Raw genomic sequence first — 22,584 nt, 5'->3', positions numbered from 1 at the left:
TGACCGCAACCGCAATTCACGTCGAAAAATTACGTCCTAGCGAATAAAGGGATCTTCCCCATCCTTTCTTGTTTTCAGGAGGTCTGATGTTGTTTTTGCGTTGCCGCCTCTTTGCCTGTCTTCTTGGGCTGCTTGCGGCATGCGGCCTCCTGCCATGCGCCCACTCCCAGGCTGCGCTGCTGATGGAAGAGCCATACGGCTTTTTCGGCATGCTGAACCCTACTGGACATGACGCCCTCTATTTCTCCCGTATCTGCTCCGAGACTCCCGTAAAGCTGCGCCGCTGCCAGCCGGGGGAACCCGGCTCCGTCATTGCGCGCTATCAGGGCATCGCTGGGTATGACTGGGTGGCCATGCCGCTCATTCCGTATCTCTACTCGGTCGAGGACGCAGCCAATGCACCCGACCGCGTGGACCGCGCCAAAGTGTTGGAACTGCGCAATCGCTACCACGAGCAGCACCTAGGCGTGCTGGGAGAAAAGGTCTTTGAGGGCAACCTCGTGCACGGCGGCTGGACGCAACTCATCGGCGTAGCTTACGAGCGCCGCATCTATGCCTACCGCTTCAACACCACGGAAGAGCAGGACGATGCGCTGATTGCCTTTCTGAATGACAGTGCCAACAAGTCGGAGTTCAACCTGACCTACAACAACTGCGCCGACTTTGCGCGCCGTCTGTTGAACTTCTACTTTCCCAAAACCTTTGGCCGCAACTTCTTTCCTGACGCGGGCATGACCACGCCGCGAGGGCTGACTTACAAGCTGGTTCGCTACGGCAGGCGGCATCCTGAGCTTGGCCTCATCGAGTTCGAGATTCCACAGGTGCCCGGCTACCGCCACCTGAGCCACCCCAACAAATCCGTTGCTGCGTCGCTGATGACCCCCGGCTACGCCGTGCCGCTGGTGCTGATGAACCCATATGTAGCAGGCGGCATCTTTGTGGACTACCTTGTCCGTGGCCGTTATCCCCATGTATTGGGCAAACCGGAAGTGCTTACCCCGGAGACGCTTTCCGCATTGGCGAATTCCAGTCCGCTGCAGCCAGCTCCCGCTGACATGAAAACCGCTTCCGCAGCACCGTTGTCATCCGCCGCAACTGCCACACACAGCAACAACGTGCAGCCGCTCTCAACCGGCGCAATGGATTCCGGAATGAAAGCACTGGGCGCACAGCACGAGTAATCCGCAGTGCAACGCGTAAATCACCTAAATAAAGCACTAACGCCCGCACTTTCCTTGTCGCTCGCCGCTCTTTCCCTTTGTCCCTGATTTTTCCGCAACTTCTTCTCCAACCTCGTGTTCTATCTGACTGAAGCGCCTCGCAACTTTGCTGTGCGAGTTATTGGAAAAGCACCAAACGAGGTTTTTATTTATGCGTACATTGTCCTCCCCCGTTCTTCTGCTTGCCGCCGGCGCCTTGTTCTCTCTTGCCGGATGTAAAAACATGGACAAGCCCGTACTGGCGCGTACCGATGCGCAGTTAGCAGGCGATATTCAGTCCAAACTTTCCGGCGACCAGGCATTCTCCGGCCCCGACAGCCCTGACGTGCACGTTGCTGTAACCAATGCCGTTGCCACTCTGACCGGCGAGGCCACAGACGACAACGCACGCCTACAGGCCGCAACCGACGCCAGCCAGGTTCCCGGCGTAAAGGAAGTAGTCAACGACATCACCCTGCCTTCAGCAGAGGCAGCCAATGCCTGTCTGCCGCCCGCGCCGGTGCATGCCAGCATTCGCCATCACCATAGGACGGGGCACCTGCCTGAGCTGGCCAGCAGTTACGTGCCTCCAGCCCCGGCTCCTGAGCCTGTCGCACCTCCTCCACCTCCTGCGCCCGCGTATGTTGCTTCGGCTCCGATTGTTGTAACGCCGCCGGTTGTGGTTCCCGTGCGCCCGGTATACGCCTACGGGTATGCGCCAACCGTTGGAATCGGAGTAGGAATTTATGGCCGGCCTGGCTTTGTAGGACGCGGCTTCTATGGGCGTCCCTATCGTTACGGATATCGCGGAGGATACCGCGGCTTCCGCCGTTAAGCTAAACACCTTCCCCCGGAAAACAGGCCCGGTAATCTCCGCCCCAGCATATTGAAACAATGGAGAATCCGGGCCTGTCTGCGTTTCCCCGCTACATCTTGCCCCTTCATTCCAAGACTGTTACTCTAGTTTCACAATCAGGAGGCGATGGAGTTCGCCATACCCGCCCGGTTATAGATCCGGTGCTGATGACTCCTACATTTCGTAGGAGGACTCGTGCCAAAAATCATCCTCGCTCAATCCCTGTCTCCAGCCCAGCCCCGTCACTTTTCTGACCAGATAACGCTTCTGCTCGACCTTCTCCGCTGGATTCCCATTGCTTCTGCCGCAGGTATTCTGGCTGGAACTGCATCGGCAGCCCTGCTGGCCTCACTCACGTTTGCCACCAACTTGCGCGAGCATCACATCTGGCTCATTCTTTTGCTAGCGCCCGCCGGCTGGTGCGTCGGCCTCATGTACAGGCTCTTCGGGAAATCGGTAGAAGGCGGCAACAACCTCATCCTCGAAGAGACACACGACCCGCAAAGCGTCATCCCGCTGCGCATGACGCCGCTCATTCTCATCGGAACCTTCATCACGCATCTCTTTGGCGGCTCAGCTGGCCGTGAAGGCACCGCGCTCCAAACCGGAGCCTCACTAGCCGACCAGCTCACGCGCCCCCTGCGCCTCAACCCCGCAGACCGCCGCATTCTGCTCATGGCAGGCATCAGCGCGGGCTTTGCCTCTGTCTTCGGAACTCCGCTCGCAGGAGCAGTCTTCGGCCTTGAAGTCTTGGTAATCGGCAAAGTTACCTATGATGCCATTGCCCCATGCTTCCTCGCAGCCTTCGTCGGAGACCTGGTAACACGTGCCTGGGCCAACCACGTTCCCGGCATCGCACACACGGTCTATCACGTTGCGGAAGTACCACAGCTCAGCGCCGCGCAACTCTTCTATGCGGGCATCTCTGGAATCGCCTTCGGCGTCACCGCTATGGCCTTTGCAAAAGCCACGCACGCCGTCTCCCACGTTGCACGCAAATACATCCCGCGCTCTGAGTTTCGCCCCGTCGCTGGTGGTTTCATCGTCACCGCAGCCGTCTTCGCTACCGGAGGCTTCAAGTACATCGGCCTCGGCATACCCACCATTGTTGCGTCCTTCCACTCCACCCTCCCGCCGTGGGATTTCGCCGCAAAGTTCCTCTTCACCGTCGTCACACTCGGCACCGGATTCAAGGGTGGGGAAGTCACGCCGCTCTTCTACATAGGAGCCACGCTCGGCAACGCGCTCTCACACCTTCTGCCCATGCCGCCCTCGCTGCTTGCGGGCATGGGCTTCGTCGCCGTCTTCGGAGCCGCCGCCAACACCCCCATCGCCTCCACCCTCATGGCCATCGAGCTCTTCGGCGCAGAAGCTGGAGCTTACGCGGCCATTGCCTGCATCGTTAGTTACCTCTTCTCCGGTCACGCAGGCATCTATCACGCGCAGCGCGTGGGCAAAAGCAAGCACCGCGCAGCAGAAGTGGAAGAAGGCATGTCTCTGGCGCACGTAGCCCGCACGCGCGAACAAGCGCCACAGGATTTCTTGAACGACATCAACGTGTACGGATACCTGGAGGGAAGTGAAATGGAACAACTCACCGTTCTGCGCCTCTATTTTTCAGCCTCGGAGATGCGCCGCGCCGATTCGTGGTGGCGCCGTCTCGCTCCGGAAAGCCTCGGCGGCTATCTGTTGCGCCAGGCCCGCGAGCACGGCATCGAGCAGGCGCTCTTGCACCGCGTCATCGGCGGCTATCTCAAGAATCAGGAACTAGCCATGGACACTGGCGAGGTTCCACCCGCCCGCCTGCCGCAATGCCTGGAACTGGTCGGCGACGAGCACGACCTGCAAGCCTTCCTGAAGCACAACAAAGACCACCTCGCCAAAGTTCGCACAGTCTTCTTACGCGGCGAAGAAGCACGCTTTGAAGCCGAGATTGAGCGCGAAGAACTCGAAGAAGCCATCGAGATGGAGCACGAGCCGACCTTTACCACACCTGACGAAGACTGAGTCGCGGAAGCATCAATTCAGATAAGAGCTTCAAGTGTGCTCTTGCGAAGAATCTGCGCCTTTGTCCCCGAGATGGAAAGGATGTGTTTGCGCTTAAGATCGCTGAGAATGCGCGTAACGGACTCGCGCGTGGTTCCAAGCATTGCGGCAATATCCTCATGCGTAAACGGCATGTGAATCCTGGGGCGTTGCTCGGCCAGGGTTCCATCTTCGCTTGCAAGCTGAAGCAGCAGGTTGGCCATTCTGCCTGCTATGGAATTGGATAAGGCCAGCCGACAGGCATCCAGAAGCACGGCGCGATATTCATTGTTGAGGCTGACAGCCGCGTGTTGATTGCCCTCGACATGGTGTTCCAGAAAGTGCAGAAATTCGTCACGGTCAAACACTTTCATCTGTACGGGTTCCATTGTTTCGGCTGTCACTTCATAGGGAGTGCCTGCAAGTACGGCGCTCAATCCCAGCAAATCCCCGCTCTTGGCAACGCGGACAAGAAACGTCTTGCCATTCGGCGAAGACTTCACCAGCTTTGCCCGCCCTGAGCACAGAACAAAAACCTTGCGTGCGGGCTGGCCTTCGGAAAACACCTTAGCGCCGCCCGGAAGCATCGAGTGGATGCCCATCGCATCGTATTCGGTTAATACGTGTTCGGGCAGGTCGCAGAACCATCCAGGTTTTCGGGCATTGCACGTGGCACAGTTATGGGGAGCGAGAGATTTCAGAGCGATGACCGATCTCCTATCCAGAGAAGTGACACAAAACTGCCCGGAAACTCCGGCAATGAGATTAGCAGGCGTTATGAGGTCAGTATAAAAGCAGAGGCCAGCCTCAGGGGAGCATTAGCGCCATGCCTGACCGCTACGTCGGGTGCCTCACTCATGCGTAGCTTTCGCGCGCCATGTGAAATATCTACAGCTCTTATCTTTGTATAGCTTTTTACCTTTTATCTATAACCCTGTCCCCTACACCCGTACCCTGCCCCCCTGTTCTTCCCAATTCATCAAATTGTTGCTTTCAAATGTGATAATTTAACGAAGGAAGTTCTCCCGGCCTGCGCCCTTTGGGCGCAAGATTCTTTCCGCCTTCCGCGACGCAGAATCAAGGCAGACTCGGTGAACAATTCTTCAAACTCATTCAGAGGAGCCACGCACAGCCATGTCCGCGCCAATTAAAGAGTTCATCAAGCATCACTATCGCCACTTCAACGCCGCTGCGCTCATTGACGCAGCGCAGGGCTACGTCGATCACCTCGAAAAGGGCGGAAAGATGTTTGTGACCATCGCCGGCGCCATGTCTACCGCCGAGCTTGGCCTCTCCCTCGCCGAAATGATCCGTCAGGACAAGATTCACGGCATCTGTTGCACAGGCGCCAATCTTGAAGAAGACGTCTTCAACCTGGTTGCGCACGACTTCTACGAGCGCGTGCCCCGCTACCGCGACCTGACCCCCGCCGACGAACAGGCCCTGCTGGAACGCCACATGAACCGCGTCACCGACACCTGCATCCCCGAGATGGAAGCCATGCGCCGCATCGAGAAGGTTGTTCTAGGCGAATGGGTCAAGGCCGACCAGGCCGGCGAGCGCTACTTCCCGCATCAGTTCATGTACAAGATTCTGCTCTCGGACGCGCTCAAGGGTAGCTACCAGATTGACCCGAAGAATAGCTGGCTCCTCGCCGCCGCTGAAAAGAACCTCCCCATGTTCGTCCCCGGCTGGGAAGACTCTACCCTCGGCAACATGTTTGCCGGCCACTGCATCAGCGGCGACGTGAAGAAGGTCCACACCGTCCGCACCGGCATCGAGTACATGATGGAACTGGCCAACTGGTACACCGAACTGACCAAGGAACACTCGCTTGGTTTCTTCCAGATTGCCGGTGGCATCGCGGGCGACTTCCCCATCTGCGTAGTCCCCATGCTTCATCAGGACCTGCAGCGCGAAGATGTGCCGCTCTGGGGCTACTTCTGCCAGATCAGCGACTCCACCACCAGCTACGGCAGCTACTCCGGCGCTGTGCCCAACGAGAAGATCACTTGGGGCAAGCTAGGCGTAAACACCCCTAGCTTCATCATCGAGTCCGACGCCACCATCGTCGCCCCGCTGGTTTTCGCCTACGTTCTCAACTGGTAAAAAGCGAATAGGGAGTAGCAAACAACGGGCAGCATCGCATTGCGATGCTGCCCGTCTGTTATTCTGCCGCTGCCGGAACAATCTTCGACACCGTGCAAGACGTAAATTCAAGCGGCATGGAATATGCACCGGGAATCTCGAAGACAACGTGATCTGGAATAAAGTACCCATCCACTTTCTGATAATCGAGTTTCACATTCGCGTTGACTGTGTTTGCGCCCACGTGCTCGGTAACTTTTACCTCCGAGATACGGCGCATATCACCCGGCTTCGGTTCTTCTGACGCCACATAAGAGACATCAAAGAAGCCATTGGCAGCAGGGACATCAAATGCGTAATGCGTCGGAACATTTTCAGGATTTACGCGAATTTCGATTTTTGAATTGCTATCTCCGGCATGGATATTCGAGCCTCCATCTGCAAGCGGCTCAACCTTGGTAATCTCTTCTGGCGTGAGGCTGGTCATGCTAAAGGTGGCCCAGTAGAACTGATAGAAGCCATTGATCGTCTGCGTCAATCCGGATTCCATCTGGTCTTTCCCCGGGAAATCCACGCCATTCCAATCAAACTTAAGTTCGGGAACTTTTCCTCGAGGAGCGTGCGAATGCAGCTTCATTCCCTGCATCTGCTGGACAGCAGCTTTTGCCTTGTCAGCCGTCGTATCCACCTTCAATTGACTGAGAAATGCGGCCCAATCCAGCGCAACAGTGCAATCCATTCCGCCAAGATCATCGGGGTGATAGTAGCTCTCGGCAACCGCCTTGGTCAGCCGTACAACATCAGCAGGTTTGGCCGCAGTTGCGGATGCAGTGGGAGCCTGCTGAGTCCATGCAGGCAGCGAAGTGAGGGCTAGGAGCAAGATCGAAGCGCGACGCAGCATAGCCGCAGTCTTATTCCTTACCCTTAAGGTTGTCTACGGCTTTTCTTGTGTGTCTCATTAATAAATGATAGCTGTGCGTCTGCAAATCAAATATCTCCCCCGATGAAATCCTTCCAGGGCACCAGTGCTCGTATATAAAAATTGTTTTTCTGAATCTGTAGACCGACTGGTCTACTCTAAGAAAATGCGTGAGGGCCAGTGCCCCACTGAAAAGGAGATTCACCTCAATGTCCGCATCGAAAGGCAAAGCCCTCGTTACCGGAGCATCCACAGGAATTGGCGCAGTTTACGCCGACCGCCTCGCAAAGCGCGGCTACGACCTTATCATCGTTGCCCGCAGTCAGCAGAAACTCGACGAAGTAGCCGCCCGCATCAAGTCGGAGACCGGTCGCAGCGTAGAAACCCTGCAAGCCGACCTCGGTGCGAAAGCAGGCGTGGAGCTGGTCTCCAGCCGCCTCCGCACAGACGCAACCATCACCGCGCTAGTCAATAATGCAGGCATCGCAGCCGTCAGCAAACTGGCCGAGTCGGATCCCTCCGCACTCGAATCCATGATTTACCTCAACGTCACGGCGCTCACGCACCTCACACTCGCGGCACTGCCCGGCTTCCTCGCTCGTGCCAACGGCCTCATCATCAACATCGGCTCCGTCGTTTCGCTCGCGCCGGAGTTGTTAAACGGCACCTATAGCGGCACCAAGGCCTACGTCATCAACTTCACCCAGTCCCTCGCAAACGAGGTCGCAGAGAAGGGAATCCGCGTGCAAGCTGTACTCCCCGGAGCCACCGCAACTCCACTATGGGAAAAGGCCGGGATGCCCGTCGAGCACCTGCCGAATGAGATCGTTATGTCCGCGGAAGATATGGTGGATGCCTCTCTCGCAGGACTTGATCATGGCGAGATAATCACAATTCCCGCGCTGCCAGATGCTGCCGATTGGGAAAAGTACGAGACTGCCCGCAAGGCACTCGGACCCAATCTCTCGCGCAAATTTCCTGCAGAGCGTTACGCAGTGCAGGCGTAATCCGTCTCAATAAAGTAGACCGGACGGTTCAGAATCGCAACAGTGCTAAACCGTCCGGTCTAACTCGATACAATCTCAGGAAAGGAGCTGCAAGCCGCAACCATCATGGAGCAAAAATCCACACGCGAACATCTTCTCGACGTAGGAGTGGAACTGATTCACCGCAATGGCTACGCAGCCACCGGCCTGAACGAAATTCTCGCGGCTGCCGGCGTTCCCAAGGGCTCTTTTTATCACCACTTCGGCAGCAAGGAAGATTTTGTCGCTGCTGTGATTGGCCGCTACGGTACTCGTGAAGTTCTCCGCTGGGAGAAAATTCTCAAGGATACCCGATACTCTCCTCTGAAGCGCCTGCGCCGTTATTTTGATGAGGTAATTCGCGTCTTCGGTCAGAAGGGAATGGCCCTCGGCTGCCCCATCGGTAACCTCACACTGGAAGTTTCCGGACAGAGCACACCGCTGCGAAAGCTGTTAAGCGGCGCATTTGCACACTGGCAACAAGCGTTAGCCGATGTGCTGCGAGAAGCCGTCACGCAGAAAGAACTGCGCAAGAGCACCGACCCGGATTCGCTGGCAGCCTTTCTGTTAAATAACTGGGAGGGCGCACTGCTGCGCTCCGTAGCCGACAAGAGCGACGACCCATTGCATACCTTTGCGCACTACACGTTTGAAGTGCTGCTGGCAAAGTGATTCATAGCTTCAGGTACGCGTATCTCGCATGATTTTGCAGCAGTATCAATGCGGAAGCCATCGAGGCCACCAGCATTGTTCCCGGTAGCAGGTGCCCGAGCATCTCGCGCACGATTGTTTCCGGCTCGTCGGATAGTTTCTGCGCCTTCACCAGCTCGCGTGCCTGAAATTCCAGTGCCGTATGGCAGCCGAAAAACTTCACGCCGCGATGCTGCAAGCCTTCCACACTGGCATCATGCCATGCTGTGCTCAAATCGCTCGGGTCGCCGCTCAGCGCCCACGGAGAAAAACTGCTCTTTGCAAATGGATTGCGAGTGGCAGGCATGCTCGTCTCCGGGGCAGTTATTTTTGCAAACTCGCCAAGCCGGTACTTCGTCCACATCGCATCATCCAGCAGCGCGAAATTAGCCGTGCCATGCAAGCCTGCAACCGTCCGAAAGCGCGAGGGCTTAATCCCAAATCCAATTTCAAGCCCATTCAACGCATTCTTCACAACGCCTAACGTATGCGCATCAGTAACATCAAACACCTGCCGCATATCGCCATGCTGGTCTGTCAGCAGTTTGTTAAACTCCGCCTCGTTCCAATCCTTCTTTGCCCATACCAGTTGAGCTTCTGCTGCTTCACTTGCGGTTATCGCAGATACCGCCGCCATTCCAAGCCCGAATCCAAAACTGCGCCTGCTGATTTCCTTCACGCTATTCTCCCTAACGAAACAGATGCGGAACAAAGCTGCTTGTATTATTCGTCACCAACCCGGACGATTCGCGCACACCCATGCCCACAGGCTCGCCATCAATCAGCCACGAGCCAAACACCGCCGTCTTCCCCGCAGCCGCAGCCATCGGCGCCAGGGCTTGATATACGTACCCTTCGGAAGCATTGCCACTCAGTGAGCCTTCCACCGTCTCGCCATCGCGTACATAGGCAATGCCGTTGCCTTCGCGCCCCATCAGCGGCTTGCGCACATAACTGCGCATCGCATGCGGGCCATCCAAATAAGCAGGCAACAGCAGCTCATGCCCCGGATTCAGCTCCCACAAAATCGCAAGCAGAGCCTTGTTCGACCACATCATCTTCCATATCGGCTCAATCCAAAGCATCGAGCCCCACGAGCGCCGGTCCTCCCGCGGACCATACTCCGAAAGCGCCGAAGCAGGCGGCAGAGTCGTCAGCGCATTCGCGCCAAACGGTTCCTTCAGCATCCACTCCCACGGATAGAGCTTGAAGAGCGTGCCGATGCGCCGGTTATCGAAGTCAACAAAATCCTGCCTGCGCGCATCCCAGCCAATCTCGCGCATGGCAATATGCCGCGTGTGCAAACCGGCCTGGTGCGCCGTGTCTTCCAGGTAGCCTGTCGTCATGCGGTCTTCGAGAGTGCCCGCATCGGCAAAGTAGACAGGGCTTGTGAGGTAGGCCTTCAGGTCCTTCCACTTCGCAATCAGCCTTTCATGCAGCGAGTTGAACTGGTCTGCATCGGGAAAGCAATCCTGCAGCCAATACCATTGCGCAATTGCCGCTTCCACCAGCCCCGTCGGCGTATCCGCGTTGTACTCCAGCAGCTTGATGGACTTTCCATCATAAGCAAGGTCCAGCCGCCCATAGAGCGCCGGAGGCTCGCCATTCCACGCCGCGCGAATCGCATCCGCCGCCTCGGCGGGAATTCCCATCTGCGCCAGCCGGTTCTGTTGCAGAATCACCTCACCGGCAGCCAGCGCCAGCCGCTGAATCTCCGCCGTAGCAGCCTCAAGCCTGTCAATCTCCGCGGAGCTGAACTCCCAGTACGCCGTCTCATCCCAATAGGGTGAGCCGTCATCCAGCGTGTGATACGTAAGCCCCACGCGCTCCACACGCTTCTGCCAATCATGGCGCGGAGTAACCGTCAGACGCCGCATTACTCGCCTCCGCCTTCTCCGCCACCATGCCCGCCAACACCACCAAAGCCTCCGCGCGAAACACTCGCGCCCACCACGGTATCGCCAATGCGCCCTCCGCTTGAGCCGCCGTAAATAATGTGTGCACCGGCATAGCCACCGCCCGAGCGGCAGTAGGCATCTGGCAGCAGATGGTTCTGCGCATCCACGCAATGCTGCGGAGCGTCTTTGCAGGCTGTGAGGGAAAAGGCGAGGGAAGCAAGAAGAGTGAGTTGAACTTCGCGTGAGCGGCGCATGGGAGTCTCGTTTTGTCCGGTATAGCTACGCAATTATCCTGCGGCTGGTTCCGTCTGCCTTTGCCACCAAGAACAGCAAACGGTAATTACTTCTCTTCTACTTTAATCACAAGATAGGCAAAGGTCTTGGTCTTGCCGAGAAGCAGTTGATGCGCCAGCCCTGCGGGAATGTGAACCACATCGCCCATAGCAAGCTCTGTTCGCTCGCCGTCTGTAACGGCCAAACCTCTCACCTCTCCCGTCTCGACGGTCTTAGCGCCGGTAATACTGCCTCCGGTAAGGAGCGTGGCCTTGCCCTGCACAACATAAAAGATGTCCGCGAATTCCTCATGCAGCTCCATCTTTATGACGGAGTACAACCATCGTGTGATGGTTCGGATACTCCTTCAGCGTGGTGTTGGCAACGCCCTCGGGCCCCTGCGCCCTGGGCTCAAGCTCATGAGATTTCGCAATAATCTCGCTGGGAGTGTAGTGGTCTACTTTGAGCGACTGGCTATACACAAGCGGCATTAGCCCAACAGCGAGCGCGGAGAACGCAATCAGCCTCTTCATCAGCCACCCATCTTCTACAGCGAGCCTGTCCTAATCCCCAGCCTTGACGCACTCTTCCAGCGGAATCCCCACCTGCTCCACAATTTCCAGCCCAAAGCCTTCCAGTGCCGGAATGTGCATCGGCGTATTGGAAAGCAGCCGAATGCGATGAATGCCAAGATCTGTAAGGATCTGCCCACCAAGCCCAATCGCGCGAACAATCCGACCAGACCTGTCCTGCGCTCCTTCGCGTGCCCGCAGTTCCTTGTGGAGCACAATGCGTCCCGCGTCATGCGTCACGCCCGCGGTGGCGCCGGCCTCGGCAGGTGTGTGCTCAATCTCAAAACCCTGCGCCGTGTTGTGCAGATAAATCAGTGCACCGCAGCCTTCCGCTGCAATCATCCGCAAGGATTCATCCAGGGTCTCGCGGCAGCGGCAGTCCGCGCCAAAGATATCGCCAGCCGTACAGCGCGTATGCACGCGAACGAGCACAGGCTTGCTCGCATCGCTGCACACCACATCTCCACGAATCAGCGCCACGTGGCTCTCGCCGCCATTGACCTCGCTCTGGTAGGCAATCATGCGGAACTCGCCAAGCTTCGTCTGCACCGTCGTCTCGCCAGCGCGCACAATATAGCGTTCATTCTGCAGCCGGTAGCGAATCAGCTCCGCAACCGTCAGAATCTTCAGCCCGTGCTCTTCGCAAAAGGGAATCAGGTCGGGAATCCGTGCCATCTCGCCGTCATCGCGCATAATTTCGCAGATAACGCCCGAAGGGTTCAGCCCCGCCATCCGCGCCAGGTCAACGGAGGCCTCCGTCTGCCCCGCGCGCACCAGCACGCCGCCGCGCCGTGCCCGAAGCGGAAAGATATGCCCAGGCCGCGCCAAATCCGCCGCCGTAGATTTCTCGCCAATCGCCGTCAGAATCGTATGCGAGCGGTCCGCCGCGGAAATCCCGGTCGTCACGCCCTCCCGGGCCTCGATTGTCTCCGTAAACGCCGTTCCAAACCGCGAGGAATTGTGCTGCGTCATCGGAAACAGCCGCAGAAAGTCGGCGCGTTCCTCGGTCAGAGTCAGGCAAATCAGCCCGCGCCCAAACTTCGCCATAAAGTTGATGGCCTCAGGAGTAGCAAACTCGGCGGCAACCGTCAGGTCGCCCTCGTTTTCGCGGTCCTCATCGTCCACAACCACAACCATCCGTCCCGCGCGAATCTCATCCAGCGCGGCGGGTACATCCACAAAAGGCGGCGTCATTGTTCGTTCGGGCATAGCGTCTTTCTTAGGGAGATCTTAAGGCTTCTTCAAGCCAACCGATAGTATCATTCTCTCAAAATGAGCAACCCAACAGGCCGTGATGCGGGATTCTCTTCCGTGTTCAAGTCTGGATTATTTGCGTCTCCATCCGCAGCGCCGTTCCATTAGCCACAGTACGAGGAATACAGACAAGCCATGTCCCAATCCCACGCCTTTCTGCGCCTTGTGCGCCTGTTGCACCTCTACCTGGGAGTCTTCATCGCCCCGGCGCTCCTGTTTTTTGCCTTCACAGGAGCTCTGCAAAGCATCAATTTGCACGAAACCTCGTTCGGTAGCAGCTACAAGCCCCCGGCATGGCTTGTCACCCTCGCGCAGTTGCACAAAAAGCAGACCACCGAAATCCCCGTGCGGAAGCCCCGGCCGGACTCCACGGCGTCCACTGGTGGAGATCATGGCGGTGACCATCACCACACGGACAGCGCGGCAGCGTCCGCCCCGCAGAGTAACGTTCCGTCGACGCCCGCGCCAGCTTCCAGGCCGAAATCGCACCTGCCCATGAAGATCTTCTTCGTGATCGTCTCTGTCGGCCTCTTTCTCTCCACGCTCACGGGCGTTTATATGTCGTACCGTTACACCCGCAACCGTATTGTCATCACGGCCTTGCTCCTCGCGGGTATCGTCATCCCGCTCCTGCTCCTGCCGTTCTAGCAGCAAGAAGGAAAAGCGCCGGATGCCTTGGCTTTTTCACGCAGTTTGCGAAAAGGGCGGGATCACAATCGCAAGTGCTTTCATAAACAGCAAAAAGCGCCGCATTGAGCGGCGCTTTTGTCATACGAAGCTGAAACTTGCCTACAACGTCGATTCGATCTCAAAGCCCCAGGCTTCCAAAAGAGCCTCAGGGATGTACTTGGAATTCTTGTTGCGGCGGGCCCACTCGCGGAGACGGGTCGAACGGATGTACTGGTCCGGGGTGAGCTTGAATTCCTTCACAATTTGTTCAAAAGAGGTAACAGTAGGCACAACGGGCCCGATGGGCTCCGGCTTGCCCCAATTCGGATTTCCACGACGCTTTGCCATGATGGGTTTCCTTAACTGGGTAGGATTTTTCAGACGGATGCTTGCAGGGGTGGAAGCATATCCGGTGAAACAACAACGCTTATGTTTTCCATTTTAGGGATTTTTTATTCAAAAATCAAGAGAAAACTGCACCGGATATGGTAGCCCGGTGGCTAATTTTAGCCCGTTGAATTACTTTGTAAAGCATTTATTATCAATATCTTGCCGGAGAAGTTAAGCGCATGGCACTAGCGCGTGCCCTGTGGATAATGGCACCATCATTCCTATGAGTCTGTTTCGATCAGCCCTGCTGCTTGCTTGCACCACTTTTTGCCTCGTTTTGCCCGCCGGCGCCGTCCAGCTCAAGGTCAGCCGCTCCGCACTGGAACGCACCCTCCAGGCGCAGCTTTTTGGCGGTCCCAACGGGCGTTACTACCTCAAGGGAGGCCCCAGCGCTGGCTGCTCGGTTTACGCCTCCGACCCCAAGGTAACCTTCTCCACAGATCGCATTATCGTTCAGGTCAAAACCCACGCCGGCATCGGAACCACGGTCCACGGCGCCTGCTTCGGTATCTCTCTTTCGCCAACCTCGGAGGTCTCCATGGCCCCCAACGGCGAAGGCGAAACCATAGGCTTCCGCGACGCCCGCGTGGAGCGAATCAGCGACCAGCGCGAGCTGAACTTCCTGCTCTCGCCCTTCCTGAGCCACAAAATCCCCTCCAGCATGACCGTCAACGCCGCCGATGTACTCCGCAAAGCCTTGGTCGGCTCAACCGCCTCTACCGGCTACAAGCTAACCTTGCAACGCTTGAAAATCCACTCCGTCCAGATAGAAGGCGACAACTTGGTGCTCGACGTAGACGGCGACCTGAACGTGCAGTAAAGCAGGGAACAGGGAACAGGGAACAGGGAACAGGGAACAGGGAACAGCATCGGATGCACTCCGACAAACTTCGGGTGCCCCAGGTCTCCTTCTTTTGGAGACCTGGGATATATACAGCTTTTTACAGTTTTTGTTCTTTATAGCTTCAGCCGTTTATCTAAAAACCCTGTACCCCATCCCCTCTGTACTCTGCTTTTCAAGGCGCTCCCGGCAACAACCCCTGCTCCACCAGCACCGGAGGATGCCGGTAATGCGTATGCAACTCATAGTCATAAGCCCACCCCAGCAAATCCCCGTCATGCCACCGCCGCGTGGAAATCTCCAGCCCAAACGGCAGCCCGCCCGGATACCACCCACCCACAACCACCACCGCAGGCACCCCAAGAATATTCACCCAGCTAGTTTCCGAGTGCGGCCCGCCGCTAATCTCCCCACCCTGCGGCATCGTCTCATCCGGCGGAGGAATCTGCGTCGCCGGATATACATACCCATCCAGGTGGAACTGCTCAAGCGTCTCCTCAAACTGCGCCATCGCCTTCGCCCGAGGCCCAAAAACATTCGCCTCCGCCCGCGCATCGTTCTCAATCTTCGATTGCGCCTGGATCGGCAACCCACGCCGGTCCGCCTCCCCGGTATACCCCGTCACCACCTGCGGAATCTTCTTCCCCGTGGCCTGCTCGTACTCCGCCGCCGAGTGATATCCCCCTGCAGGTCCAAACTCCCGCAGAAACGTGTCCGTGCCCTCGCCGACATAAGGAAGCGTTCCCACGCGGCTAGCCGTGCGGGGAAAGCTATCCGGCAGAATCCGGTCGTCAAAGACAATCTCTGCACCGGCCGCGCGCAGCGCCTCAATCGACTTCAAAAATGTCGCCTTCGTCCGCGGGTCCAGCGGCAAGTCTCCCTTGCGTTCCGTGGCTTCGGCCTGCTCATCCGGCACAACGGAGGCAATGCCTTCAAACGGCACGTCCGTACCCTTGAGAATGAACGCAGGAACTCCAAACCGCTTGCCCTTCAGCGAGCCTGCCTTGAGGTATTGCGTATACGGCCCGCGCTGAGCCTTCTCAGGAGCCTCAGCCGTCCGCGCATCCAGCGAATCCGGCCTTGGTGTGCCGGTTGAATCCTCGCCCGCCATCACCGTCAACGCAATCGCCGCATCGGTCACGTTGCGCGCAATCGGTCCGGTGTTGTCCAGTAGCCAGTCCAGCGGAGCAATGCCGGAGATGGGCACAAGCCCTCGCGTCGGAAAGACGCCAATCACCGCCGAAGTTGCCGCAGGCATGCGAATCGAATTTCCGGTATCCGTGCCATTTCCCAGTATGGCAAAATTTGACGTAACCGCTGTCACCGTTCCGCCGGATGAGCCTCCTGGAGAAAACCGTACATCGTAAGCATTGCCCGTCCGGCCAAAGCTGCTGGAACGGTTCGTATCGCTGGCTGCAAAATCTGGCATGTTGGTGTGGCCAATAATCACCGCACCCGCTGCGCGTAGCCTCGCAACAACCGGCGCATCTTTCGGCGCAATCAGCTCATGCCCCGGCATCGTGTAGCCAGCCCATCCATCCGTCGTTACCTGGCCGTCAATCGACGTGTTGGCCTTAATCACAATCGGTACGCCCCAAAGCGGCCCATGTTTTGCGCCAGCAGGCTCTGCATCCAACTCCGCAGCGCGAGCCAGTGCTTCTTTCTCCATCACCGTTTCCACGGCGCGGTAGATGCCGTTGTAGCGATGAATCCGTGCAAGATGCCACTGCATAACCTGCGTCACCGTGTACTTATGCGTAGCGTAGTAGCTCTCCAGTTGCGTAACGGATACTTCCATCAGGTCGTGATCAATCTCGGATTGAGTATGAACGCCAGGCTGAGCGGCAAACGAAGCAGGAGCCAGTGCAAGGCTCGCATAGAGAAGAAGGGCAGGAAGTGTGCGCGGCATGAGCCATCATCGCACGCTGTTTCCATCTTGCAAGCATACTTTTCGCGTTGGTAGTGGAGCACGTGAATCTGCTTTGCATCATGGCATGACAGGCAGGCCGGGGATTTATCCCCGGCAATCAAAGTCGATAAAGAATGCACGGGGATAAATCCCTGAGGTATGCTCTTGCCCGTTGCAGCACTGCATGGGCTCCCCGTAACTCTTCCGCTTCACCCCGCAGAATTCAGAAAAATTTGATATTGCCTTCTTCAAAACGGTTCATTGTGGAGATATGAGCCCCGTGAACCGCAGAGAATTTCTCTCGCTTGCCGGAGCCGCTGGACTGGCGGCCATTGCACCGTCCGTTCCCGCAGCCGCAGCATCCGCGCCGGAAGATTTCACCTTCCTCTTCATCACAGACACACACCTGCAGCCCGAGCTGAACGCTGCCGCCGGCTGCGATATGGCATTCAAGAAAGCGCGCGATCTCAAGAGCGACTTCGTGATCCAGGGCGGAGACCATGTCTTCGATTCGCTCGCAGTGAGCAAGGACCGCGCCTCAAGCCTCTTCGATCTCTACGGGAAGACCGAGCAGGACCTCGGCATGAAGATTCATCACACCATCGGCAACCACGATTGCTTTGGCGTCTATCCCGCCAGCGGAGCTACCGCAGCCGATCCGCTCTATGGCAAGAAGATGTACGAAGGGCGCTTCGGCAAGACGTATTATTCCTTCGACCACAAAGGCGTGCACTTTATCGTGCTCGACACCATCGGCTTCACCGAAGACCGTGCCTATGAGGGCCGCGTGGATGCCGCACAGCTCAAGTGGCTGGCCGCCGACCTCAAAGCTCTTCCCACTGCCGCGCCCGTCATCGTCTCCGTGCACATCCCGCTCGTCACGGCCTTTGATTCCTATGTGCCTGTACCCGCGGAACCGCCGAAGCATCACGGCATGTCCGTTGCCAATTCCAGCGAAGTGATTGCGCTCTTTGAAGGCCACAACGTTCTTGGCGTTCTGCAAGGCCACACGCATATCAATGAGAAAGTCCTCTGGCACGGCGTTCCGTACATCACCAGCGGAGCCGTCAGCGGCAACTGGTGGCACGGCACGCGCATGGGCACACCGGAAGGCTTCACCGTAGCGGAAGTAAAAGGCGGCAAGCTAACCACGCGCTACGAAACTTATGGATTCAAGAGTATCGACCCGCAAAACACTTAAGTAAGCGTGCGTGGTACAAAAATCAAAAGGGCGAGCATTCCGCTCGCCCTTTTGATTTAGTTGTGCTTGCCTTTCCATTCCTGGTAAGGCCCGGCGTAATCCTCAAGCTCATGATCTCCCTTGAAGATCCATAACCGCGTCGCCACTTCATCAATCAAATCGTGGTCATGCGTAACCAACAGAACCGTGCCTTCATACCGCTGCAGCGCAACGTTGAGCGCATTGATGGATTCCAGATCAAGATGGTTCGTAGGCTCGTCGAGAATCAGGATATTCGGCTTGGTCAGAATCAGCTTGCAGAAGAGCAACCGCGCCGCCTCGCCGCCGGAAAGCGCCTTGGTCGGCTTCATGCCTTCTTCGCCGCTGAAAAGCATCTGCCCCAGAATTCCGCGAATCTCTTCCACGCTGGCCTTGGGGTCCCAGCGATGCAGCCACTCGGCAACCGTCATGCCATGCTCAATCATCGAGCCCACATCCTGCGGGAAGTATCCAACCTGCGCCTCGTGCCCCCAGAAAATCGTGCCGTTGTCGAGCGTAAATTCAGAGTCAGATAGGCCCGGATAATTCGCCAGCAGGCTCTTCAGCAGAGTCGTCTTGCCCGCGCCGTTCTTGCCCATGAGGCAGACCTTCTCGCCGCGCAGCACATTCGCCGTAAAGCCATCAAGAACCTTCTCATCGCCATACGACTTGCGAATGTCCTTGAACTCCAGCACATGCTTGCCGCTCGGCCTGATCTGGTCAAACTTGATAAACGGGCGCTGAATATTCGACCGCGCCAAATCATTCGTCTGCAGCCGTTCCACTTCCTTGCGGCGGCTCGTCACCTGGCTCGAACGCGTACCCGCTGCAAACCGCGCAATAAACTCATTCAACTGCGCAATCTTCTTTTCGCGTTGCGCATTCTGCTGCTCCAGCGTGGAGCGCACCTGCGTCTTCGCAATCACCATATCGTCATACCCGCCGGTGTAGGTGATGATCGTCTGGTAATCAATATCCGCAGTATGCGTCGTCACGCTGTTCAAAAAGTGACGGTCGTGGGAAATCGTAATCAGCGTGCCGTCATACTTCGCCAGGAAATCCTGCAGCCAGTGAATCGAATCCAAATCGAGATAGTTCGTAGGTTCGTCCAGCATCAGTGCTTCGGGATTCCCGAACAGCGCCTGCGCCAGCAGCACGCGAACCTTTTGGCCGCCCTGCAACTCGCCCATCTTGCGCTCGTGCAGCTCATCGGCAATGTCCAGACCCTTCAGCAACACCGCCGCGTCCGCCTCAGCCGTATAGCCGTCCTCGTCGCCGATGACGCCCTCAAGCTCGCCCAGCCGCATGCCGTCCTCGTCCGTCATCTCCGGCTTCTCGTAGATGCGGTCGCGCTCTTCCAGCGCAGCCCACAGCGGAGCATTACCCATGATGACCGTATCCAGCACGCGATAGTTATCAAACGCAAACTGGTCCTGCCGCAGCACGCCCAGCTTCCGCGGACGAACCACCGTGCCCTTCTGCGGCTCAATCTCGCCCGTCAGGACTTTCATAAACGTGGACTTGCCCGCGCCGTTCGGCCCCGTAAGGCCATACCGCCGCCCCGGAACAAAACTCACCGAGACATCCTCGAAGAGCACCTTCGAGCCATAACGCATCGTGACATTGCTGACGCTAATCATTCGATTCCTGTCATCCGTAGCGCAACCCACACAGCAGGCAAGCCCGCTATCCGCGCCGAATCAATTTCAAAAATTGGTCGAGATTGCACGCAACGAAAGGCGCACAAAGAGCTTCAACACTTCTATTTTCTCACAGGATTAGTCATTTTCTCAGCGCCGACTAGCGGGAGGCTCACAGCTCGAATCCCAGCAAAAAATGACGCGAAGAGCAGCTGCCTGGACGGCCAGTCCCTAGCCCCAAATCGCCGTAACCACATGATTCACAACAAACGCCGCCCCATAAGCCAGCACCAGCATGTAAGCAAATTGCAGCGCCGGCCACTTCCAGCTATTCGTCTCGCGCTTCACCACGGCCATCGTAGAGGTGCACTGCATTGCAAACGCAAAAAAGATCATCAGCGCCAGCGCGCCGCCCAGGTGCATGTCGTTGTGCATCGCCGTCTGCAAACTCAACGACTGCGTCTCCGGGTCCGCGCCATACAGCGTGCCCATCGTGCTCACCATCACCTCGCGAGCCAGCACGCTCGACAGAATCCCAATCCCAACCTTCCAGTTAAATCCCAGCGGAGCAATCACCGGCTCAATAAAATGTCCCAGCTTGCCAATCAAGCTCGAAGCCAGTTCCGGAGCATTCAGCACGCCATGTACCTTCGTCACCGGCAGATGCGAAAGCACCCAGATCCCCAGTGTCACCAGCAAAATCACACGCCCCGCCTGCGACAGGAAAATCTTCGAGCGGTCCACCAGCCGAATCCCCAGCGCTCTCAGCGTAGGCATCCGGTACTGCGGCAGTTCCAGAATGAACGGCGTCTCACTTGATTTGAGAATCGAGCTTTTCAGCAGCCGCGCCGTAGCCAGCGCCGCCAGAAACCCCGCCAGGTAAAGCCCCAGCATCGTCACCGTCTGCAAGCTCAGGAAACCCCACAGCACGCCCTTGTTCGGAATAAACGCCGCAATCAGCAGCAGATAAACCGGCAGCCGCGCCGAGCACGTCATAAACGGCGTTACCAGGATCGTCGCAAACCTGTCGCGCTTATTTTCAATCGTGCGCGTGGACATAATCGCTGGCACCGCGCACGCATAGCCCGAGAGCAGCGGAATAAACGCCTTGCCATTCAACCCAATCGCCCGCATCACGCGGTCCGCAATCAGCGCCGCACGCGCCAAATAGCCCGAGTCCTCAAGAATCCCGATAAACAAAAACAGCAGCAGAATCTGCGGCAAAAACACCAGCACGGAAGCGATACCCTTCCACGCGCCATCCAGGATCAGCGACTGAATCCAGCCCTCCGGCAGCAGTGGCCGCGCCAGATCACCTAGCTGCGTCAGCAAATTCTGAAAACCATCGCTCAGTGGCTGCCCCAGCGCAAACACCACCTCAAACACGCTGACCACCACAAACAAAAACAGCAGCGGCCCCCACACGCGATGCAGCAGAATGTTATCCAGCTTCTGCGTGCTTTTTGCGGAAAGCGGCGCGCGATACCCCGTATTGCGACTCACCTGCGCAGCCCACGTATGCGTGCTCGCCGGGTTTCCCAGCACCGGCAGCGTCAACGGCCTCTGAATCGCTTCCGCAGGCTTATCCCGCTGATTCAAAAACAGCGGCACCGCTTCCAGCCCTGTTCCATGCGTAGCAGAAATCTGCGCCACCGGAGCGCCCAACTCCCGCGCCAGCTTCAGCACATCCACCGCGCCGCCGCGAGCCTCCATAAGGTCGCTCATGTTCAGCAGCACCAGCGTCGGCAATCCAAGCGCAAGCACCGGAGCAGCCAGCATCAGTTGACGCGTCAAATGCTGCGCGTCCAGCACCAGCAGCACCGCATCCGGCTTCGGCGTGCCCAGCATCCTGCCTTTCAGGACATCGACCGCAACGCGAGCGTCTTCCGAGATGGGAGCAAGCGAATAAATCCCCGGCAAATCAATCAGCGTAAGGTCAGGCCGTGCCACGCCCGCCATCGCGCCCATGCGCTGTTCCACCGTCACGCCGGGATAATTCGCAACCTTCTGGCGCAATCCCGTCAGCTTGTTAAACAGTGTGGACTTGCCCGCATTCGGCGGACCAATCAACGCAATCGTTCGCAGCGTGCCGCCAGTCATTGGCGGAGGGGGGACAAAGGCCGGAGTTTCGCAACACGCACTCATCGAACGGTTTCAACCTGCTTCATCTCAACATCGTCAGACTCTTGCTGCGCTGCCTGACGCGCGCTTTCCAGCAACTCGCGCTCCTGCTGCCGGCTCAGTGTCCGCGGAACCTTTACGCGTATCGACTTGGCCGTCTCGCGCCGCAGTGCAATCTCAAGCCCATCCACAAGGTAAACCGTAGGATCGCCCGCAGGTGCCCGCCGCAGTGTCGTCACCATCGCATCCGGAACAAAGCCCATGTGCATCAGGTGGTTCTGTACGGATTCCGGCAGGTCAAGCGTCACTACAACGCCGCGTTCCCCGACTTGTAACTCACTCAGAAAACTCACCCGCCAACCCCGTGAAACGCGCAACTGCGACCGGAAAAGTCGCAATTTAGTATACGACTCATTCAGTCCCACTTGCAAGGACCGCACGTAGGGTGAGCAGTGTCTCCGCCGCAATCGTGCCACAATGTAGTGTTTGTGCTGATCTCTGCCTGAAGTTCCGCCGCCGGGAATGCCGCTGAAAACCTTCCGAATTTTTCTCATATCAATCGCAGTATCCCCAACCCTCTCACTTGCCTCCGTGTCGCCCATCACACAGCCGTTAGCCAGCTCTCTCACCCCACAAAAAATAGCGTTGTTCTGGTTCACCCACAAAATCAAGCGTTGTCATCCTGAGCGAAGCGCATTGGGGTAGGCGGAGTGAAGGATCTGCGGTTGCCTTTTTCACTGCCACACCCCCATCTCGACCCCGACCACCGGGAGGGCCACAAAATCCCCGTGGCGCGCAAAACGCGCAGCCGCTGCATGCAATGCAAAATAAATCCCAAATCTGTGGATAACTCTTGCGCTCAATTAAACCCTTTTATGCCACACTAAGAATCAAGCAGAAAAACGGCCCGATTCCAAAGGAATCGGGCCGTTCGCATCTCCGAAAAGGGCCCTGGGGGGGGGGGGGGGGGGGGGGGGGGGGGGGGGGGGGGGGGGG

The 22,584-nt window shown here is 57.5% G+C and carries 22 protein-coding genes and 1 riboswitch; of the genes, 9 read left to right on the top strand and 13 right to left on the bottom strand.

Annotated elements, in window-relative coordinates; all coding sequences use genetic code 11:
* The first annotated feature begins 86 nt into the window (after positions 1-86).
* The 3 genes from AC5S3R_RS18600 to AC5S3R_RS18590 all read left to right on the top strand — a co-directional run bounded on the left by AC5S3R_RS18600 (position 87) and on the right by AC5S3R_RS18590 (position 4,062).
* The gene (locus tag AC5S3R_RS18600; RefSeq protein WP_494268671.1) at positions 87-1,181 is read left to right on the top strand and encodes a hypothetical protein; all 1,095 of its coding nucleotides are present in this window, start codon (positions 87-89) and stop codon (positions 1,179-1,181) included.
* A 262-nt stretch (positions 1,182-1,443) separates the two neighbouring features.
* Entirely contained in the window at positions 1,444-2,034 is a 591-nt protein-coding gene (locus tag AC5S3R_RS18595) for a BON domain-containing protein (RefSeq protein WP_494268670.1), read from the top strand.
* Positions 2,035-2,168: 134 nt separating this feature from the next.
* A riboswitch (Fluoride riboswitch) is annotated at positions 2,169-2,239 on the top strand.
* Between the two features lie 11 nt (positions 2,240-2,250).
* On the top strand, positions 2,251-4,062 hold the full coding sequence (locus AC5S3R_RS18590; protein WP_494268669.1) for a voltage-gated chloride channel family protein: 1,812 nt from the start codon (positions 2,251-2,253) through the stop codon (positions 4,060-4,062).
* A 17-nt stretch (positions 4,063-4,079) separates the two neighbouring features.
* On the opposite strand, the gene AC5S3R_RS18585 is transcribed toward AC5S3R_RS18590, so the two are convergent.
* Complete coding sequence (locus AC5S3R_RS18585) at positions 4,080-4,682, bottom strand: Crp/Fnr family transcriptional regulator (protein WP_494268668.1); 603 nt, start codon at positions 4,680-4,682, stop codon at positions 4,080-4,082.
* Between the two features lie 532 nt (positions 4,683-5,214).
* Here AC5S3R_RS18585 and AC5S3R_RS18580 point away from each other — a divergent pair.
* Positions 5,215-6,189, top strand: a complete 975-nt coding sequence (locus AC5S3R_RS18580) for a deoxyhypusine synthase family protein (protein WP_494268667.1) — start codon at positions 5,215-5,217, stop codon at positions 6,187-6,189.
* 58 nt (positions 6,190-6,247) lie between these two features.
* Here AC5S3R_RS18580 and AC5S3R_RS18575 read toward each other — a convergent pair whose 3' ends face one another.
* Positions 6,248-7,069 carry a hypothetical protein gene (locus tag AC5S3R_RS18575; RefSeq protein ID WP_494268666.1) on the bottom strand — a complete coding sequence of 274 codons (822 nt, stop codon included), beginning with the start codon at positions 7,067-7,069 and terminating at the stop codon, positions 6,248-6,250.
* 227 nt (positions 7,070-7,296) lie between these two features.
* Here AC5S3R_RS18575 and AC5S3R_RS18570 point away from each other — a divergent pair, with 227 nt between their 5' ends.
* Positions 7,297-8,094, top strand: coding sequence for an SDR family NAD(P)-dependent oxidoreductase (locus AC5S3R_RS18570; RefSeq protein ID WP_494268665.1), 798 nt, complete (start codon positions 7,297-7,299; stop codon positions 8,092-8,094).
* A 105-nt stretch (positions 8,095-8,199) separates the two neighbouring features.
* Positions 8,200-8,784 carry a TetR/AcrR family transcriptional regulator gene (locus AC5S3R_RS18565; RefSeq protein WP_494268664.1) on the top strand — a complete coding sequence of 195 codons (585 nt, stop codon included), beginning with the start codon at positions 8,200-8,202 and terminating at the stop codon, positions 8,782-8,784.
* A gap of 1 nt (position 8,785) precedes the next feature.
* On the opposite strand, the gene AC5S3R_RS18560 is transcribed toward AC5S3R_RS18565, so the two are convergent.
* The 6 genes from AC5S3R_RS18560 to ribB all read right to left on the bottom strand — a co-directional run bounded on the left by AC5S3R_RS18560 (position 8,786) and on the right by ribB (position 12,754).
* Positions 8,786-9,439, bottom strand: a complete 654-nt coding sequence (locus AC5S3R_RS18560) for a hypothetical protein (RefSeq protein ID WP_494268663.1) — start codon at positions 9,437-9,439, stop codon at positions 8,786-8,788.
* Between the two features lie 52 nt (positions 9,440-9,491).
* Positions 9,492-10,679, bottom strand: a complete 1,188-nt coding sequence (locus AC5S3R_RS18555; RefSeq protein WP_494268662.1) for a glutathionylspermidine synthase family protein — start codon at positions 10,677-10,679, stop codon at positions 9,492-9,494.
* Positions 10,679-10,954, bottom strand: a complete 276-nt coding sequence (locus AC5S3R_RS18550) for a hypothetical protein (protein ID WP_494268661.1) — start codon at positions 10,952-10,954, stop codon at positions 10,679-10,681. Before AC5S3R_RS18550 ends, AC5S3R_RS18555 begins: the two co-directional genes overlap by 1 nt.
* An 86-nt stretch (positions 10,955-11,040) precedes the next feature.
* On the bottom strand, positions 11,041-11,313 hold the full coding sequence (locus tag AC5S3R_RS18545) for a cupin domain-containing protein (protein ID WP_494268660.1): 273 nt from the start codon (positions 11,311-11,313) through the stop codon (positions 11,041-11,043).
* Entirely contained in the window at positions 11,282-11,506 is a 225-nt protein-coding gene (locus tag AC5S3R_RS18540) for a hypothetical protein (RefSeq protein ID WP_494268659.1), read from the bottom strand. Before AC5S3R_RS18540 ends, AC5S3R_RS18545 begins: the two co-directional genes overlap by 32 nt.
* A gap of 30 nt (positions 11,507-11,536) precedes the next feature.
* Positions 11,537-12,754, bottom strand: coding sequence for a 3,4-dihydroxy-2-butanone-4-phosphate synthase (ribB, locus tag AC5S3R_RS18535; protein WP_494268658.1), 1,218 nt, complete (start codon positions 12,752-12,754; stop codon positions 11,537-11,539).
* A 180-nt stretch (positions 12,755-12,934) separates the two neighbouring features.
* On the opposite strand from ribB, the gene AC5S3R_RS18530 reads away from it, so the two are divergent.
* Positions 12,935-13,447 (top strand): PepSY domain-containing protein, encoded by a 513-nt coding sequence (locus AC5S3R_RS18530; RefSeq protein WP_494268657.1) that lies wholly within the window; start codon positions 12,935-12,937, stop codon positions 13,445-13,447.
* A 141-nt stretch (positions 13,448-13,588) separates the two neighbouring features.
* On the opposite strand, the gene AC5S3R_RS18525 is transcribed toward AC5S3R_RS18530, so the two are convergent.
* On the bottom strand, positions 13,589-13,816 hold the full coding sequence (locus AC5S3R_RS18525; RefSeq protein WP_026447189.1) for a hypothetical protein: 228 nt from the start codon (positions 13,814-13,816) through the stop codon (positions 13,589-13,591).
* A 265-nt stretch (positions 13,817-14,081) separates the two neighbouring features.
* Here AC5S3R_RS18525 and AC5S3R_RS18520 point away from each other — a divergent pair, with 265 nt between their 5' ends.
* The gene (locus tag AC5S3R_RS18520) at positions 14,082-14,678 is read left to right on the top strand and encodes a hypothetical protein (RefSeq protein WP_494268656.1); all 597 of its coding nucleotides are present in this window, start codon (positions 14,082-14,084) and stop codon (positions 14,676-14,678) included.
* Between the two features lie 196 nt (positions 14,679-14,874).
* Here AC5S3R_RS18520 and AC5S3R_RS18515 read toward each other — a convergent pair whose 3' ends face one another.
* Positions 14,875-16,608: an amidase gene (locus AC5S3R_RS18515; protein ID WP_494268655.1), complete on the bottom strand. Its 1,734-nt coding sequence runs from the start codon at positions 16,606-16,608 to the stop codon at positions 14,875-14,877.
* Between the two features lie 271 nt (positions 16,609-16,879).
* On the opposite strand from AC5S3R_RS18515, the gene AC5S3R_RS18510 reads away from it, so the two are divergent.
* Positions 16,880-17,809, top strand: coding sequence for a metallophosphoesterase family protein (locus tag AC5S3R_RS18510; protein WP_494268654.1), 930 nt, complete (start codon positions 16,880-16,882; stop codon positions 17,807-17,809).
* A 56-nt stretch (positions 17,810-17,865) separates the two neighbouring features.
* On the opposite strand, the gene AC5S3R_RS18505 is transcribed toward AC5S3R_RS18510, so the two are convergent.
* From AC5S3R_RS18505 to AC5S3R_RS18495, 3 genes are all read right to left on the bottom strand, one after another.
* Complete coding sequence (locus tag AC5S3R_RS18505) at positions 17,866-19,467, bottom strand: ABC-F family ATP-binding cassette domain-containing protein (RefSeq protein WP_494268653.1); 1,602 nt, start codon at positions 19,465-19,467, stop codon at positions 17,866-17,868.
* 231 nt (positions 19,468-19,698) lie between these two features.
* Positions 19,699-21,612: a ferrous iron transport protein B gene (feoB, locus tag AC5S3R_RS18500; RefSeq protein WP_494268652.1), complete on the bottom strand. Its 1,914-nt coding sequence runs from the start codon at positions 21,610-21,612 to the stop codon at positions 19,699-19,701.
* Positions 21,609-21,941, bottom strand: coding sequence for a FeoA family protein (locus AC5S3R_RS18495; protein WP_494268651.1), 333 nt, complete (start codon positions 21,939-21,941; stop codon positions 21,609-21,611). The genes feoB and AC5S3R_RS18495 overlap by 4 nt, the downstream gene beginning before the upstream one ends.
* Between the last annotated feature and the right edge of the window lie 643 nt (positions 21,942-22,584).

The sequence above is a fragment of the Occallatibacter sp. FHG110214_02 genome, from assembly GCF_059115385.1.
The sequence above is the reverse complement of the archived record's forward strand: the minus strand, read 5'-3'. Positions and strand labels throughout refer to the sequence as shown.

Excerpts from the sequence above, each read along its gene's own strand:
- AC5S3R_RS18515 (WP_494268655.1), bottom strand. The coding sequence starts at position 16,608 with ATGCCGCGCACACTTCCTGCCCTTCTTCTCTATGCGAGCCTTGCACTG.
- AC5S3R_RS18550 (WP_494268661.1), bottom strand. The coding sequence starts at position 10,954 with ATGCGCCGCTCACGCGAAGTTCAACTCACTCTTCTTGCTTCCCTCGCC.
- AC5S3R_RS18505 (WP_494268653.1), bottom strand. The coding sequence starts at position 19,467 with ATGATTAGCGTCAGCAATGTCACGATGCGTTATGGCTCGAAGGTGCTC.
- ribB (WP_494268658.1), bottom strand. The coding sequence starts at position 12,754 with ATGCCCGAACGAACAATGACGCCGCCTTTTGTGGATGTACCCGCCGCG.
- AC5S3R_RS18530 (WP_494268657.1), top strand. The coding sequence starts at position 12,935 with ATGTCCCAATCCCACGCCTTTCTGCGCCTTGTGCGCCTGTTGCACCTC.
- AC5S3R_RS18555 (WP_494268662.1), bottom strand. The coding sequence starts at position 10,679 with ATGCGGCGTCTGACGGTTACTCCGCGCCATGATTGGCAGAAGCGTGTG.
- feoB (WP_494268652.1), bottom strand. The coding sequence starts at position 21,612 with ATGAGTGCGTGTTGCGAAACTCCGGCCTTTGTCCCCCCTCCGCCAATG.
- AC5S3R_RS18525 (WP_026447189.1), bottom strand. The coding sequence starts at position 13,816 with ATGGCAAAGCGTCGTGGAAATCCGAATTGGGGCAAGCCGGAGCCCATC.
- AC5S3R_RS18575 (WP_494268666.1), bottom strand. The coding sequence starts at position 7,069 with ATGCTGCGTCGCGCTTCGATCTTGCTCCTAGCCCTCACTTCGCTGCCT.
- AC5S3R_RS18600 (WP_494268671.1), top strand. The coding sequence starts at position 87 with ATGTTGTTTTTGCGTTGCCGCCTCTTTGCCTGTCTTCTTGGGCTGCTT.
- AC5S3R_RS18580 (WP_494268667.1), top strand. The coding sequence starts at position 5,215 with ATGTCCGCGCCAATTAAAGAGTTCATCAAGCATCACTATCGCCACTTC.
- AC5S3R_RS18540 (WP_494268659.1), bottom strand. The coding sequence starts at position 11,506 with ATGAAGAGGCTGATTGCGTTCTCCGCGCTCGCTGTTGGGCTAATGCCG.
- AC5S3R_RS18520 (WP_494268656.1), top strand. The coding sequence starts at position 14,082 with ATGAGTCTGTTTCGATCAGCCCTGCTGCTTGCTTGCACCACTTTTTGC.
- AC5S3R_RS18585 (WP_494268668.1), bottom strand. The coding sequence starts at position 4,682 with ATGGGCATCCACTCGATGCTTCCGGGCGGCGCTAAGGTGTTTTCCGAA.
- AC5S3R_RS18510 (WP_494268654.1), top strand. The coding sequence starts at position 16,880 with ATGAGCCCCGTGAACCGCAGAGAATTTCTCTCGCTTGCCGGAGCCGCT.
- AC5S3R_RS18560 (WP_494268663.1), bottom strand. The coding sequence starts at position 9,439 with ATGGCGGCGGTATCTGCGATAACCGCAAGTGAAGCAGCAGAAGCTCAA.
- AC5S3R_RS18595 (WP_494268670.1), top strand. The coding sequence starts at position 1,444 with ATGGACAAGCCCGTACTGGCGCGTACCGATGCGCAGTTAGCAGGCGAT.
- AC5S3R_RS18570 (WP_494268665.1), top strand. The coding sequence starts at position 7,297 with ATGTCCGCATCGAAAGGCAAAGCCCTCGTTACCGGAGCATCCACAGGA.
- AC5S3R_RS18565 (WP_494268664.1), top strand. The coding sequence starts at position 8,200 with ATGGAGCAAAAATCCACACGCGAACATCTTCTCGACGTAGGAGTGGAA.